13 protein-coding genes are annotated in these 15483 nt (G+C 32.5%); 8 read left to right on the top strand and 5 right to left on the bottom strand.

The window, feature by feature from the left end:
• Nucleotides 1–10: 10 nt before the first annotated feature.
• The 3 genes from ASF10_RS03485 to ASF10_RS03475 all read right to left on the bottom strand — a co-directional run bounded on the left by ASF10_RS03485 (nucleotide 11) and on the right by ASF10_RS03475 (nucleotide 4141).
• On the bottom strand, nucleotides 11–871 hold the full coding sequence (locus ASF10_RS03485) for a DUF4249 domain-containing protein (protein ID WP_056245429.1): 861 nt from the start codon (nucleotides 869–871) through the stop codon (nucleotides 11–13).
• 3 nt (nucleotides 872–874) lie between these two features.
• Nucleotides 875–3151, bottom strand: coding sequence for a TonB-dependent receptor (locus ASF10_RS03480; protein ID WP_056245428.1), 2277 nt, complete (start codon nucleotides 3149–3151; stop codon nucleotides 875–877).
• Nucleotides 3152–3427: 276 nt separating this feature from the next.
• Complete coding sequence (locus ASF10_RS03475) at nucleotides 3428–4141, bottom strand: pyridoxine 5'-phosphate synthase (protein ID WP_056245426.1); 714 nt, start codon at nucleotides 4139–4141, stop codon at nucleotides 3428–3430.
• Nucleotides 4142–4257: 116 nt separating this feature from the next.
• Between ASF10_RS03475 and ASF10_RS03470 the strand changes: the two genes are divergently transcribed.
• From ASF10_RS03470 to murI, 8 genes are all read left to right on the top strand, one after another.
• Nucleotides 4258–4917, top strand: a complete 660-nt coding sequence (locus ASF10_RS03470) for a CBS domain-containing protein (RefSeq protein ID WP_056245425.1) — start codon at nucleotides 4258–4260, stop codon at nucleotides 4915–4917.
• A 119-nt stretch (nucleotides 4918–5036) separates the two neighbouring features.
• Nucleotides 5037–5924: an NAD kinase gene (locus ASF10_RS03465; protein ID WP_056245423.1), complete on the top strand. Its 888-nt coding sequence runs from the start codon at nucleotides 5037–5039 to the stop codon at nucleotides 5922–5924.
• 173 nt (nucleotides 5925–6097) lie between these two features.
• Complete coding sequence (locus ASF10_RS03460) at nucleotides 6098–6787, top strand: DUF6089 family protein (protein ID WP_056245420.1); 690 nt, start codon at nucleotides 6098–6100, stop codon at nucleotides 6785–6787.
• 4 nt (nucleotides 6788–6791) lie between these two features.
• The gene (locus ASF10_RS03455; protein ID WP_056245610.1) at nucleotides 6792–7532 is read left to right on the top strand and encodes an isoprenyl transferase; all 741 of its coding nucleotides are present in this window, start codon (nucleotides 6792–6794) and stop codon (nucleotides 7530–7532) included.
• Nucleotides 7465–10212: an outer membrane protein assembly factor gene (locus tag ASF10_RS03450; protein ID WP_056245417.1), complete on the top strand. Its 2748-nt coding sequence runs from the start codon at nucleotides 7465–7467 to the stop codon at nucleotides 10210–10212. The genes ASF10_RS03455 and ASF10_RS03450 overlap by 68 nt, the downstream gene beginning before the upstream one ends.
• 48 nt (nucleotides 10213–10260) lie before the next feature.
• A complete protein-coding gene (locus ASF10_RS03445) occupies nucleotides 10261–11265 on the top strand; it encodes an OmpH family outer membrane protein (protein WP_056245414.1) in 1005 nt (334 codons plus the stop codon).
• 15 nt (nucleotides 11266–11280) lie between these two features.
• Nucleotides 11281–11784 carry an OmpH family outer membrane protein gene (locus ASF10_RS03440; protein ID WP_198529562.1) on the top strand — a complete coding sequence of 168 codons (504 nt, stop codon included), beginning with the start codon at nucleotides 11281–11283 and terminating at the stop codon, nucleotides 11782–11784.
• A 151-nt stretch (nucleotides 11785–11935) separates the two neighbouring features.
• Nucleotides 11936–12712 (top strand): glutamate racemase, encoded by a 777-nt coding sequence (murI, locus tag ASF10_RS03435; protein ID WP_056245411.1) that lies wholly within the window; start codon nucleotides 11936–11938, stop codon nucleotides 12710–12712.
• A 4-nt stretch (nucleotides 12713–12716) separates the two neighbouring features.
• Here murI and ASF10_RS03430 read toward each other — a convergent pair whose 3' ends face one another.
• Together ASF10_RS03430 and ASF10_RS03425 are read right to left on the bottom strand one after the other, a co-directional pair.
• A complete protein-coding gene (locus ASF10_RS03430) occupies nucleotides 12717–13952 on the bottom strand; it encodes a hypothetical protein (protein ID WP_056245408.1) in 1236 nt (411 codons plus the stop codon).
• On the bottom strand, nucleotides 13953–15281 hold the full coding sequence (locus ASF10_RS03425) for a DUF4270 family protein (RefSeq protein ID WP_056245405.1): 1329 nt from the start codon (nucleotides 15279–15281) through the stop codon (nucleotides 13953–13955). It abuts the gene before it with no gap.
• Nucleotides 15282–15483: the final 202 nt, after the last annotated feature.

Genomic DNA, 15483 nt, shown 5'->3' with positions numbered 1-15483 from the left:
TTGAAAAGTTTCAAATCGGCTTTATTTTTTCCGGTGTTTTTACAATAAAAATACTTTGACCATATCCTGCCCAAATACCTATTCCGCCATTTATATTGGATTTCAGGCTTGTATTTGCCGGATAAATAGGATTTCTGCTATTTACGATTTCATTTTGCCAACTGTTCCAGAAATCTAATGCATCTTTGTTCTGAGTTCTTAATTTTACATAAATCAAGTCTCCATCAGCAAAATTAGGAGTGAACTTAGTTTTAGGAAAAAGCAAAACACCACGATTTACCTGTACTGAAACTGACGATTCTTTAAAGTTTTTATCATCTAAATTGCCATAAAATGCAGGGACATAAATTGCTTCTTTACCGTCGATTTTTGTTGCAATCTGGTAATAGTTTTTTTCGTTAACCGGATCATCAAATTTTACAAAAACATACCCTGTTGTATCTGATGGATTCTTTTTTATATACTCCGCATTATCAATCTTTACTGATTTTGGGATTGTTGTTACAGCGCTAACAATGCGATTTAAATACTCTATTTTGATAGAATACTCTTTTCCGGCTTCACCTAATAAACTTGTACCATAATATACAAATGGCGGAACCCGGTTTTTATCATTCCTGACTCTCAAAACTTCAGAATTAACACCATCAGAAACTGTTATTTTTGCTGATCTTATTACATGACTCAAAACATTTGTAGAATCAATTACATCTGTAACCGGAATACTGCTCGATAACAAAACCTGAGCATAATCACCCTCTTCAATCCAGCCTTCGACTACAATTTTAGATTCAGTACTTTGTTCACTAAAATCATCTTTAGAACAACTTACAGCGATTAACGTAAAAAGAAACAGTATATATTTTTTCATGTTTTAAAATTTAAACCTCCAGCTTATTGAAGGCAATATGCGATACAAAACTTTTTTTTCCTGTTTTACAATCACACTGTTTTTATCTTCATTGACCTGAACATTCAAAACAACATAAATGGGATTATCGATATTAAAAGTATTGTAAACTGAAAAATTCAAAGCACTTTCTTTTTTATTTGTTTTCAGGAAAAAGTAATTCACAGAAATATCTGTGCGGATATAATTAGGCATTTGCGCATTATTATATCCGGAATATTCTTTGACCGGATTGTTATTGATAAAATACCAGGAAGTTGGCATTGTAAAACGATTTCCCGAGCTAAATATCTGCGTAACGCCAAAATTCCATTTTGTATTTAAATCATACATCCCTACAATTGAAAGATTATGACGTCTGTCGTATTTCGCAAAATAAGTATTCCCGTTATTAAGTTCATCAAAATTTCGATCAGACCAACTTAGTGTATAACTTAACCAACCTGTAAATTTTCCGTTATTTTTTCGCAACATCATTTCTAATCCGTATGCTTTACCTTTCCCAACCAATAAATCATTTTTGAGCGTTGTAACTTCATTAAATTGCGTTATTCCGTACGGATATTCCAGTAAATCTTTCATAGAGCGATAAAATCCTCCAAAGGAAGAAGAAATGTTTTTCGAAATATTTTGATTCGAACCAATAGAAAATTCATCAGAAGATTGTGGTTTTATTCCGTCTGAGCTCGCAATCCAGAAATCAGTAGGAATCCCTACGCTTGATGTTGTTATTAAACTTAAATATTGATATTGTTTATTATACGATCCGTAAAAAGAATATTTTTCGTTCGCCACATAATTAAGCAAAATACGAGGCTGAAAATGCAAATAAGAATCATTTGAACCGGAAGTATAATAATTAATTCGGAGACCTAATTCAGCATTTAGACGATCTGTTAGCTTTGGTCTGACCGTTGTAAAAACTCCAACTTCATCAGCATTAATGACATTACTTTGAGTCGTATTATTATCAGTCAGATTTTCGATATTAACCTTTTGAGGCTGTAAATCATGATGTACATATTGTATTCCTGATTCTACAGGAATATTTTTTATCCAATATTTAACGGCATTATTAAACCCAAAATCTTTTACATATGACGAAACTCCAAACTCAATTGTTGCTTGTTCCATATTTAGTTCATTAGAATATTTACTAAAATAGACTGAGTTTGACATACTCGTTTTAGGAGAAAATGTTGTTATCAAAGTTGGTGAAGCCGTAAAATTACTCCATTTTAAACTTGTTCTTAAAGCCAGATTATCATCTTTAATTTTCAGTTCATCTCCACTTATAAAAGCATCAACAGAAAGTAGATTGTTTTTTGAAATTTGAGAAATAAAAGTCAGATTTCCATCAGAGAAACCATATTTCATATTCTGGATATCATTTTTTTTGGAACCGGAATGCAATAATGGCGCTACAATTTCATCAATATAAGTTTTTCTTCCTGAGATATAAAAACCGGATTTTTGATTAACAGGAACAGTCAAAGTAAGTTGTGAAGCTAAAACTCCAACATTTCCCTGAATACCCAATTCAGAAGGTATTTTTTTGTTCGGGATTAAAAGTGTTGTTGAGCTTAAACGTCCGCCATATTTTGAATTTGAACTTGATTTATCAAACTCAACTTCTTTAATATGATCTGTATTATAGAAAGGAAAAATACCCAGCAAATGCGACATTCCGTATATAGGAGTTCCGTCGTATAAAATGGCATTGTGTCCAGGATCTCCACCTCTTACATATAAATATCCGTTTGCATCTCCGGAATTCTGAACACCCGGAGTTAGTTGTAAAAGTTTTATAATATCAGTAGTTCCCAAAACGGTTGGAACCGAAGACAATTCTTTTAGATTAAAAGATAATTTACCTCCGGACAACGTTGTAATGCCTCTTTTTTTATCATTGGCTATTATAACTTCTTTTAAAAGTGAAATGTCTTTTTCTAAAACAATCGAAATTATAGTGTCTCTTAAAAAATTAAAATTAATATCTTTTTTAAGATAACCCAATTGAGAAAGCGTAATCTTCACTTGCCCTAATGGCAGGTTTTCTTTAAAATTACCAAGAGTATCTGATATTGCGTAATAGTGCTGATTATTAACTTCTAAAGAAATGCTTGCACCAATAAGGCTTTCGTTTTCAGATGATTTTATATTTCCAATTATAGTTGCTTTAGATTGCGCAAATACATTGGAGAAACAGAACAAAAAAAGGATAATTATTGATTTCGACACTTGATTTTAATAAGAAAAGTGCGAAAGTAATCAATTATAAGCCAATTCTCAGGTGATGTAAATATTTATTTTGTGGTTTAAACTTGTAATCTGAAAAGATTATGGCGACTAGAATGCCGCATGAGGGATAGTAGTGAAAATCCTTCTATTTTTTCTTTAAAAATAGAAGATTGTAACGAATAGCCCGACCCGCTTTTTCTGCGGGTCATGCCCTACTTATTTTATTTTTATTAAATTTTTATCCAAGCCAATTGATTTAACTCATAGTCTAAGTTTTTACTTCAATTTATTCAAGTACATATTTACCACATTATCCAACCCCAGATAAAGCGCTTCTGAAATTAAAGCGTGACCAATTGAAACTTCTAATAAACCCGGAATATTTTGTTTAAAAAACTGAATGTTATCTAAACTTAAATCGTGACCTGCATTTATTCCTAAACTTAATTCGTTTGCCAGTTCTGCTGCTTTAACATAAGGATCGATTCCGTTTTTGTTTCCTAAATCATATTGATGTGCAAAAGCTTCGGTATATAACTCGATTCTGTCTGTTCCTGTTTTTTTTGCGCCTTCAATAATTTCTAATACCGGATCAACAAAAATCGAAGTTCTGATTCCGTTACGTTGAAATTCCTGAATTACTTCTGTCAGATAAGCTTGGTTTTTTATCGTGTCCCAACCTGCCGAAGATGTAATAGCACCTATTGCATCAGGAACTAAAGTTACTTGTGTAGGTTTGCATTCTAAAACCAAATCGATAAAATTATGCTGCGGGTTTCCCTCAATATTATATTCTGTATAAACAATTGCTTTTAGATCGCGTGCATCCTGATAACGTATATGGCGTTCATCCGGACGTGGGTGAATGGTGATTCCTTGTCCTCCAAATTTCTGAATATCGGTGGCAACTTTTAATAAATCAGGAACATTTCCTCCACGTGCATTACGAAGGGTTGCAATTTTATTGATATTTACACTTAACTTTGTCATATAAATAGATAATTAATTCTAGTAACACTATATTTGTTACGACAAAAATACAAAGTAAAACGTAGCAGTTTTTGCTATTTTTTGATTATTTTGCATGAAATATCCTTTACAGATTTATGACAGAAATTATAAACTATATCACTAATGATTTCAGAGCTATAAATAGCCAGGAAACGATAGCCTCGGTTCAGGACTATTTTGCTGATTTGAATTTTTCGCATTTTCCTGTTCTGGAAAACGGAATTTTCATTGGTAGTATCGCCTCTGACGATATTGAAACTTTTGATACAGATAAAAAAGTCATTGATTACAAATATACATTGGAACGCTTTTTTGCGCGAAAATCAATGATTTGGCTTGATGTTTTAGAAGTTTTTGCTAAAAACCACACGAATATAATTCCGGTTCTTGACGAGAATAATATCTATATAGGATATTATGAAATGGAAGATATCATGAAATTTTTTCAGGAAACTCCATTTTTAAAAGAACAGGGAGGAATTATTATTGTTCAAAAAGGACTTTTAGATTATTCTATGGGTCAGGTTACCCAGATTGTAGAAAGCAATAATGGTAAAATCCTGGGCTGTTTTATATCTGAGGCTGATCTTGAAAATGTTCAGATTACCGTAAAAATTGGTGTTGGCCCTATGAATGAAATTATTCAGACTTATAGAAGATATGGGTATGAAATTATTTCTGAACATCAGGAAGATGCATACATCAACAGCTTAAAAGAGCGTTCAGATTATTTAGACAAATACCTTAATATATAATACAATAGGATAATTTGCCAATTAGATAATGAGATAATTTCTTAACTACTCTAATTTTCACCTTATCTAATTCACGAATTGCCACATTACCTAATCGACGAATTATCTAATTAAAAAGAATGAAAGTAGCTATTTACGGACAGTATTACCAGAACAGTACCGAACCCATTATCAAAGATATATTTTTGTTTTTTAACACTAATAATGTCGAAATGGTTATAGAAGAGCACTTTCTAAAAATGCTTCACGAAAAGCAACTCGTAAAAAAGGAATATAAAACTTTTTCAGCAAGTACATCTCTCGATAATAGTTTTGAAATGCTAATTAGTATTGGCGGCGATGGAACTATTTTAAGAGCCGCAACTTTAGTTCGCAACTCCGGTGTTCCAATTTTAGGAATCAATGCTGGACGTCTTGGTTTTTTAGCCACGGTACAAAAAGAAAACATTGATAGCTTTCTACAGTTTGTAATTGATAAAAATTACACAACTTCTGAAAGAACTTTACTAAGCCTGACTTGTGACCCAAAAAATGATGCTATCGAAGAAGATTTGAACTTTGCAATGAATGAAGTCACGGTAAGCCGAAAAGATACTACGTCGATGATTACAGTTGAAACCTACCTTAATAATGAATATCTGAATTCGTACTGGGCAGACGGTTTAATTATTTCTACGCCAACAGGATCAACAGGATATTCTTTGAGCTGTGGCGGACCATTGTTAACACCAGATGTAAAAAGCTTAGTAATCACACCAATTGCCCCTCACAACTTAACAGCAAGACCACTTGTTATCCCGGATGATACCGAAATTAAACTTCGTGTTTCAGGCAGGGAAGATCAATATCTGGTTTCATTAGATTCCAGAATCGCATCTGTAAAAAATGAATCCATTTTAACAATCAAAAAAACAGATTACAAAATAAAAATGGTCGAAATTCCAGGCGAAACTTTCTTGAAAACATTAAGAAATAAATTGCTTTGGGGAGAAGATAAGAGAAATTAAGTTGTTTTCTGATTCACCACTATACGATAATACCACTTTTTGCCGTTCTGCATGTATCGAATCATCATTAAATGTCTCAATATCATATTGTAAATTTAAAAAAAAGCACATTTAACTAAAGGAACGTTGATTCGTATCGATAATTATTATATTTGCACGCAATTTTGAATTAAATGAAGAAAATTTTTAATTTATTGTTATGTTTTTTCCCCTTTATCACACTACACGCTCAGATCAATGAGATTGGTGTTTTTCTTGGTGGAAGTAACTTTGTAGGAGACGTAGGAAGTACAACTTATATTAATCCGGACAAATTAGCTTTTGGGGTTTTATATAAATGGAATAAAAGCCCGCGACATTCATATCGCTTTTCCTACACACAATCGACTGTTTCAGGAAATGACCTGGATTCGGAAGAAACAGGAAGAAACAGAAGAGGTTACAGTTTCGAAAACGAGGTAAAAGAACTATCTGCAGGTTTAGAGTTTAATTTTTTTGATTTTAATCTGCACGATTACCATACAAAAGTTACTCCTTATATATACTCTGGATTAAGTTTCTTTCTTTATGATCAATTGTACCGTTCTGTTGCGAATCCAACTATAACCAGATCACAAAACGGAAATTCGTTTGCCATACCTATAATATTAGGTATAAAATCGAATATAGCCCCACATTGGGTTTTAGGAGCTGAAGTTGGAGCACGTTATACTTTTACAGATGATATTGACTCAAGCAACCCCAACACAAACAATGCAAACGTATTGAAATTTGGGAATTTAAATAATAATGACTGGTATGTGTTTTCAGGTATCACTTTAACCTATACCTTTGGACAAAAACCTTGCTATTGCGCATATTAATAAAATGGATTTACTAGACTCTATCGATCAAACAAACTTACCCAAACATTTAGCCATTATTATGGACGGAAATGGTCGTTGGGCAAAACAACAAGGTTTTTTAAGAGCATTTGGTCATGAAAATGGAACAAAATCTGTAAAAAAAACAATTAAAACCTGTGCTAAACTTGGCATCGAATATTTAACCTTATATGCTTTTTCGACAGAAAACTGGAATCGCCCTAAATTAGAAGTCGATGCATTAATGAAAATATTAATCAATTCATTAAAGAAAGAGCTTACAACTTTACAAGAAAACAATATCAAACTTAATGCAATTGGAAATCTTGAAAAATTACCTAAATCAGCTCAAAAAGAGCTCTTGGATGTAATAGACAAAACCAAAAATAATACACGTCTTACGCTAACTCTCGCTTTAAGTTACGGATCAAGAGAAGAATTGGTAAATGCTGTGAGAATCATCAGTGATAAAGTTAAAAATAATATAATTTCAATAGACACTATTGACGATTCAATTATAAATGAGCATCTTTACACGCAAAATTTACCTGACGTAGATTTATTAATACGAACAAGTGGAGAACATAGAATAAGTAATTTTTTGTTGTGGCAAATAGCCTATGCAGAATTATATTTTACTAATGTCTTGTGGCCAGACTTTAAAGATCAAGATTTATATGAGGCTATTATTAGTTATCAAAAAAGAGAACGTAGATTTGGAAAAACCAGCGAACAAATTAAATAATTTTTTAGTGTTACAAAAAAGAATACAAATAGTCTTTACCCTACTTCTTCTGGGTAGTTTTTCACAAATAAAAGCACAAGAAAGAGTTCCTTTTGATCAGGGAAAAAAATATATTCTTGCTAAAGTTTCTGTTGTTGGTAAAATAAGCTTCAATGAACAAACCGTAGTTACCTTTTCTGGCCTTCAAAAAGGACAAGAAATTACCGTTCCCGGTGAAGAAATTAGTGGTGCAATCAAAAAATTAGGTAAACTTGGCCTTTTTGATGAAATCGCTTTTTATGTAAATAAAATTGATAATGACAGTATATATCTGGACTTAAACATTGTTGAGCTTCCAAAACTAAATGAAGTAAAATTTGTTGGTATTAAGAAAAGCAAAGTCGAAGGATTAATTAAGGATAACAATTTGACTAAAAACAAAATTGTAAACGAAAATTTAATCACGACAACCAAAAATTATATAGAAAACAAATACAAAAAAGAAGGTTTTTATAATACCAAAGTTACTATAACAAATACTCCTGATACGATAAACGGACATCAGGTAAATATGCTTGTCAGGATAGATAAAGGTGACAAAGTAAAAATTAGCAGTATTGACTTTATTGGTAATAAGCAACTTACAGGCAATCAATTAAGATCTGCCATGAAAGACACGAAACAAAAAAACTTTTTTCGCGTTTTAAAATCTTCAAAATTTATTCCTGAAAAATACAAAACCGACTTAGAAAAAGTTGTTGCAGCATACAAGGAAAAAGGATATCGTGATGCACGTATTATTTATGATTCTGTTACTTATAACAAGAAGAAAAATATGCTTGCGATCAAAATAAAAATGGAAGAAGGAAATAAATACTACTTTGGTAATATTAAATTCCTTGGAAACACTGTTTATTCTGATCAACTGTTAAATCGTTATTTAGGTATCAAAAAAGGGGAAACCTATAATGGTGTTTTACTTGAAAAACGTATTGCTGACAAAACAAAACCTGACGCAGAAGACATTACAAACTTATACCAAAACAACGGTTATTTGTTCTCTAATATTAATGCTGTAGAGGTAAAAACGGTAAACGATACGATCGATTTCGAAATTAGAGTAACAGAAGGACCTATTGCTTACTTCAACAAAATATCTGTAGTAGGAAATGATAAAACTAATGACCAAGTTATTTACCGTGAACTTAGAACTAAACCGGGAGAAAAATACAGTAAAGAACAATTGGTTAGAACTATTCGTGAGATAGGACAACTAGGATTCTTTGATCCTGAAGCTATTGACCCAAAATTCAAGAATGTTGATGCCGGAGCAGGAACTGTTGATATCGAATATCACGTTGTAGAAAAAGGATCAAGCCAGGTCGAACTTCAAGGAGGTTACGGTGGAGGAGGTTTCATTGGAACTTTAGGTCTATCATTTAATAACTTTTCTGCCAGAAATTTATTCAACAAAGAATCATATAAACCATTACCAATGGGAGATGGTCAGAAAGTAGCACTTCGTTTACAAGGAAGTACTTATTTCCAGACTTATAGTTTATCATTCTCAGAACCATGGTTTGGAGGAAAAAAACCAGTACAATTTAGTTCATCTATCTCTTATAGTAAACAATTCTTAAACAACTACGCTACAAGAACTGTAGATAAAAGTAAAAGTTTTAATATCCTGACTTTACAAGTTGGTTTAGCAAAACGTCTTACTGTGCCGGATGATTATTTCGTTCTTTCGCAATCTGTGAGTTACCAACATTATGATTTGAATAATTATAATACCGGATTATTTACTTTTGGTAACGGAGCTTCAAGAAACTTAGCGTATACAATTGGACTTTCAAGAAGTAATAAAGGAGTTAACCCGATATTCCCAACTTATGGTTCAGATTTTAGTATCTCTGCAAAAGTTACTCCTCCTTACTCTTTATTTAACGGAATTGATTACGGAGATTTAAAAAACCAAAAAGAATACAAAACACAATATACAGGAGCAGCAACTTCAGGTATAGACGGACAACCACTTAATCCTGGTGATTATGTTAAAACTGAAACCATAAACGGACAATCAGGTTATGCAAGTGTTGGATCTGATTATGCAAATGCTGATACTGATCAGGGGAAAGTCGATCAAAAGAAATATAACTGGTTAGAGTATTATAAAATTAAATTTAAAGCAGACTGGTATACTAAACTATATGGTAAATTAGTTTTAAGAACATTAACTGAGTTTGGTTTCTTAGGTGCTTATGATCAATCTAGAGGTGTTGTACCATTTGAACGTTTCTATTTAGGAGGAGACGGTATGGCAAACTACTCTATGGATGGTAGAGAAACAGTACAGTTAAGAGGTTATGAAAATAACTCATTGACTCCTGTAAATGCAAATGGAGAACAAATTGGAGCAACTATTTATAACAAATTCTCTATGGAATTACGTTATCCAATTACATTAAAATCATCTGCATCGATTTATGCGTTAGCGTTTTTAGAAGCCGGATCATCATACCCAACTTTTAAAGATTACAACCCATTTGACCTTAATCGTTCTGCCGGTGTTGGTCTGCGTGTATTCATGCCAGCATTTGGATTGTTAGGTATTGACTGGGGTTATGGATTTGATCCTCAGCCAGGAGAAACTAAAGCACATGGTAAAGAAATTCACTTTATCATTGGGCAACAGTTTTAGTAGAAAATTTATTACATTTGTGTAAAAATTTTGATATAGACTAATGTTATGAGAAAACAATTTTTATTTATATTTTTAGCTCTGGTTGCAGTAAACGCAAGTCAGGCTCAGACAAGAACGACAAGAATTGGTTACATTGACATGGAATATATTTTGGAAAATGTATCCGATTATAAAGAGGCAAAAGCTCAGTTAGAGCTAAAAGCCCAAAAGTGGAAACAGGATGTAGAAGCCAAAAAACTGGACATCAATAATCTTAAAGAAGGTCTTAAAGCTGAAAGAGCTTTACTTACCAAAGAACTTATTGATGAGAGGGAAACAGAAATTAAATTTCTGGAAACTGAAATGATGGATTATCAGCAAAAGCAATTTGGATCTGAAGGAAATCTAATGCACCAAAAGGCAGCACTAGCAAAGCCAATTCAAGATCAGGTTTTTACTGCTGTTCAAGATATTGCAGAGGCAAAAAATTATGATTTTGTTTTTGATAAATCATCTGATTTAACGATGCTTTTCAGTAACAAAAAATTTGACATCAGCGATCAGGTTATTCGTGTTCTGAACCGAACTGATAAACGAGAACAATTGAATAAAAAACAATTAAAAGATCAGGAAGCAAAAGAAAAATTAGAAAATGCTATTGACGAAAATCCAGCAATGGCAGACCGTCAAAAAGCTTTAGATGAGAAAAGGACTGCCAGAGAAAAATTAATTGAAGACAGAAGACTAGAGCAAGAAGCTAAGAAAAAAGAATACGACGACAGGCGAAAAGCAATTGCTGCAGAAAGAGAAGCTAAAAAAAATGGCACGGTTTCTGAACCTGCTAAAACAGAAGCAACAAAAACTGACGCAACGGCAAAGCCAGCAACAACAACAGGAACAGAAGCTGTAACAACAGAACCTGCAGTTGATAAAGCAGCAGAAAGACAAAGGCTTTATGAGGAACGCAAAAAAGAATTAGAAGAAAGAAGGAAGAAAATTTTAGAAGAACGAGAAGCGGCTAAAAAAGCAAAAGAAGCCGAAACACAAAAATCAAATACGACCAATAATTAATTAATATTTTTAAAAATGATGAAACAAATCAAAACTTTACTAATTGCTGCAATACTAATTTTAGGAGCAAGTAACACAATGAACGCACAAGCTAAGGTAGCTCATGTTGATGTTAGCGAGATTATGTCGAAAATGCCTGCAATGCTAGATGCACAAAATCAACTACAAAAATTAAGTGGGACATACGATGCAGAATACAAAAAAATGGTTGACGAATACCAAGTAAAAATCAAAAAATACGAAGGTGAAGCTGCAACTGTAACTGATGCTGTAAACGGAGAACGTTCTAAAGAAGTTCAGGACATGCAAAAAAGAATCGTTGACTACAGAGACAACGCTCAAAAAGAATTACAACAAAAAGAAACTGACATTGTAAAACCATTAATGGAAAAAGTTAGAGCTTCTATCCAAAAAGTTGGAAAAGCTAAAGGTTTCCAATATGTATTAGATGGTTCTACTCTTTTATTAGCTGATGGTCCAAACATAACTGCTGATGTAAAAAAAGATTTAGGATTCTAATAAACAGATTTCTTAAAACATAAAAACTGCTTAAAACCTTAAAAGTTTAAGCAGTTTTTTTTATTCTAATTTATAAATAAAAACTAAAATATTAGCCAATTTCAATTCAATTGAAATATAAATTTATTTGAAAAAACACTAAATTTGTAGCATGACGAATAACAACCCTATAGGCGTTTTTGATTCCGGTATTGGAGGAACTTCCATCTGGAGCGCCATCCACGATTTACTTCCAAACGAAAAAACTATTTATCTGGCTGACAGCAAAAATGCTCCTTATGGTCAAAGAACCAAAGAAGAGATTGTTGCCCTAAGCAAAAAAAATGTAGATTTTTTATTAGAAATGAATTGCAAAATTATCGTTGTAGCATGCAATACTGCTACGACAAATGCAATTGTAGAACTTCGTGCAGATTACGATATTCCGTTTATAGGTATTGAACCCGCAATAAAACCAGCGGCTAATAATTCGAAGACACAAATAATCGGCATTTTAGCGACCAAAGGAACTTTGAACAGTGAGTTATTTAACAAAACAGCTGAGATGTTCCAGAATACTAAAATAATTGAACAAGTAGGTCATGGACTTGTTCAGCTTATTGAAGACGGAAATCTCTATTCTCCTGAAATGACGCAATTATTAGAATCCTATTTACAACCCATGATAGATGAAAATATCGACTATCTTGTTTTAGGCTGCAGTCATTACCCCTATCTAATTCCTCAGATCAAAAAAATTCTACCGGAACACATTCAGATCATTGATTCCGGAGAAGCTGTAGCACGACAAACTCAAAATGTCTTGCGTGAAAAAGTAGGCTTTACAGATACTTTAAAAAATGACCCTGTATTTTATGTCAATTCAAATCCTGAAGTTTTAAAATCAATTTTAGATTATAAATATCCCGTGATCGAAAAAGACTTTTAAACCGTTAATCAATTTTTCGTTTAATAAACCAAATTCCGTCTAAAGATAGATTAAGTGATATTTTATGGTAATTTTCTTTGATCAGATTATCTGATATTCTTCCTTTTTGTCCGTATGAATAGGAAACGTGTAAAGCTGAATAAGTATTATCAATAGGCAAAGTAAGCCCTATAGAAATGGCGGCATTATTAATCCTTTTTCCATCGACTTCAAGATAACCGGTATCAAAGTTTACACCTGTTGCATATTGAACCCTGTCCCAATATTTACGGATGTTCTTTTTTGTACTATAAGTAAATCCAAGTGCAAATCGATCCTGATTTACAAAATTTCCGTATAACTCAGATTGATTACTATCGCTCCATAAACTCTTTTCATAATCCACTGTCATATTCAAATTGTTTTTAAAGCGTTTGCTTATCCCAATACCCATTTCTAAAGGCATATAATAATCATCTGTATCAGATGCGACATTAGACTCTACAGTAGTAACAACATCATCATTTACAGTTTGAACAGTTTGAACTTTTGAAGCTTTAATATGGCTTGGCAGTTTAAAAGTTGTCGCAACCGTAAAAGTGGAATCAATTTTATATTGAGCTCCTAATGTTGCCCTAACACCTCTATAATTTGTTTTTTTCTGAATACTTGTAATAGAATTCATAATCAGAAAATTTCTATTGTCAGTAGTGCTTCCAAATAATACAGCTGCCGAGGCTCCTACTGATAATTTTTTTCCAAATCTATATCCATACGAAAAATCAAAATTATTTAATCCGCCAGTTCCTGTCGCAGTCAAATAGTAATAATCCTGGCTATTATCTATAGGTAATTTTAAATTAGAAATTTTAAAAGCTGAACTTGAATATGGTCGTAAAGCCATACTAAAACCGGAGTTTTTAGTAACCGGAAAAGCAAAAGCAATATGTGAAAACTGAAAATTATTACGATTTTCGCTTTTTGAACTGCTTTGATAAGTCGTAGAAATAGACTTTCCGCCAATATCAAACATAAAGTGATTTTGAGGCAAATAACCCAACGATGCGGGATTTAGATTGTTTATAAACGTATCTGATGGCAAAGCAATTCCGGAAGAACCAATTGACGGAAGTACTCCGAAATCTGCATCATACAAACTCCCTACTCCGTATAATGAATATGGTGAACTTGAAACACTTTGAGAAAATGAAGTTATCGACATTAATATGAAGCAACTTAAATATGCTATTTTACTTTTCATTTAATAAGAGATATAATAAATTTTAAGCTGGATTTTATTGTTCAAATGTTTTTGATCTCCCAGAACAACTCTGTTTACAGATTTAGAAATTGCCGGTAACGTTAGAATAAGAGACGATTTAGAATCAGATGCTTTTATCATTTCTTTTTGTAAAAAGTTACCAACGGAAACTGTATATCCAACATTTTCATTAAACTCATCTGTCTTTTTATTCAACATACCAAAAACTGCCGTACCAGCAGAATTCACTAATGAACCACTGATTCTATTTAGATTATCGCCTACATAAATCTTTAGGGAATCTGCCAGAGGATACCGCTCTGAATAAGTATTATTAACCGGTTTTAGCAGTAATTGAGCATCTACAATTGTACCTTTTTCAGAAATATATTTGAGCTGTTTAATATTGGGGAAATCGATCCTGCAAGCTACTCCTGTTCCGGACTGAATAAATCCCTGCTGATTGGTTAGTGTGCTTGACAACTTACTCGTTGAGGCGGGTAAATTTTGAAGAAGGGTTCCTGTTTTATCTAATGAAATTGAATTGAATTGCTTTGTGGCATCCAGAATCGTAAAATCTAATATAAAAGGAACCTCTTCAGTATCTGCCTGATATTTTGAATAATATAATCTGACTTTACTTGTTGCGACGTGAAAACCAATTACACTCGAAGAATTAGAAGTTGATGGCACGAGAACAAGACCTTTTAAATATTCATTGAAACTATCAAAATCAGTGATTTCCCTTTTCTTTAATTTCTGAAATAAAGCTGCACCAAATGCATCATTCATTTTAATATTAACAGAATCTTTTTCTAATGGTCTGGGTTTGTATGAAATTGTTCCAATACTTTCGTCACTATAACTTAAAGCTGAGTTATTATAAAAATTATTATCATCAGTATTGGGTTTTACTCTCTGAGTTAATCGATGAATATCGAACGTTTGCACTTTTGTGGTATCGCCATAATAATAGTTATCATATTTAAGGATCATTGCAATAGAATCAAACACATAATTGGTTGTTTCCGTATCAGATCCACTGCTATTTAATGTATAGGATTCTGAAGCCAATTGAAAATAACTGTTTGATTTTACCTTTCCATAAATGGCATCGTCATAATTACCAATCAGGATTCTGCTTTGATTGGAAGTAACAAGAGAATCGAAATTTATCGTAGACATGTCGACCGTTACCGTATCGATTAAAATAACTTTATTGCCTAAAGCTAAATAATCAGATCCAACAACAAATTCGCCGGCATCAGAATCAGTTCCGCATGAGATTGCGGTAACTGCTAAAAGCAACATCAATATAAACTTGTGCATAATCTATTTTTTGAACAAATATAAAATGCACTCTTCTGCATTACACTATAACATATACAGTCACGTGTTTTTGCACTATAAACAGCAAAAAACTATCTACAATAGAGTAATATAGAGTAATCACCGGCAATACTTCATTCAACCTTAAAAAAGGCTGTTTTGTCTATCAAAAAGTGTCATACATATATCTTCTTTTTTTTAA

The organism is Flavobacterium sp. Leaf82, assembly GCF_001422725.1.
In the GTDB taxonomy this organism is placed as follows: domain Bacteria; phylum Bacteroidota; class Bacteroidia; order Flavobacteriales; family Flavobacteriaceae; genus Flavobacterium.
The sequence above is the reverse complement of the archived record's forward strand: the minus strand, read 5'-3'. Positions and strand labels throughout refer to the sequence as shown.

Excerpts from the sequence above, each read along its gene's own strand:
- ASF10_RS03485 (WP_056245429.1), bottom strand. The coding sequence starts at position 871 with ATGAAAAAATATATACTGTTTCTTTTTACGTTAATCGCTGTAAGTTGT.
- ASF10_RS03475 (WP_056245426.1), bottom strand. The coding sequence starts at position 4,141 with ATGACAAAGTTAAGTGTAAATATCAATAAAATTGCAACCCTTCGTAAT.
- ASF10_RS03470 (WP_056245425.1), top strand. The coding sequence starts at position 4,258 with ATGACAGAAATTATAAACTATATCACTAATGATTTCAGAGCTATAAAT.
- ASF10_RS03465 (WP_056245423.1), top strand. The coding sequence starts at position 5,037 with ATGAAAGTAGCTATTTACGGACAGTATTACCAGAACAGTACCGAACCC.
- ASF10_RS03460 (WP_056245420.1), top strand. The coding sequence starts at position 6,098 with ATGAAGAAAATTTTTAATTTATTGTTATGTTTTTTCCCCTTTATCACA.
- ASF10_RS03455 (WP_056245610.1), top strand. The coding sequence starts at position 6,792 with ATGGATTTACTAGACTCTATCGATCAAACAAACTTACCCAAACATTTA.
- ASF10_RS03450 (WP_056245417.1), top strand. The coding sequence starts at position 7,465 with ATGAGGCTATTATTAGTTATCAAAAAAGAGAACGTAGATTTGGAAAAA.
- ASF10_RS03445 (WP_056245414.1), top strand. The coding sequence starts at position 10,261 with ATGAGAAAACAATTTTTATTTATATTTTTAGCTCTGGTTGCAGTAAAC.
- ASF10_RS03440 (WP_198529562.1), top strand. The coding sequence starts at position 11,281 with ATGATGAAACAAATCAAAACTTTACTAATTGCTGCAATACTAATTTTA.
- murI (WP_056245411.1), top strand. The coding sequence starts at position 11,936 with ATGACGAATAACAACCCTATAGGCGTTTTTGATTCCGGTATTGGAGGA.
- ASF10_RS03430 (WP_056245408.1), bottom strand. The coding sequence starts at position 13,952 with ATGAAAAGTAAAATAGCATATTTAAGTTGCTTCATATTAATGTCGATA.
- ASF10_RS03425 (WP_056245405.1), bottom strand. The coding sequence starts at position 15,281 with ATGCACAAGTTTATATTGATGTTGCTTTTAGCAGTTACCGCAATCTCA.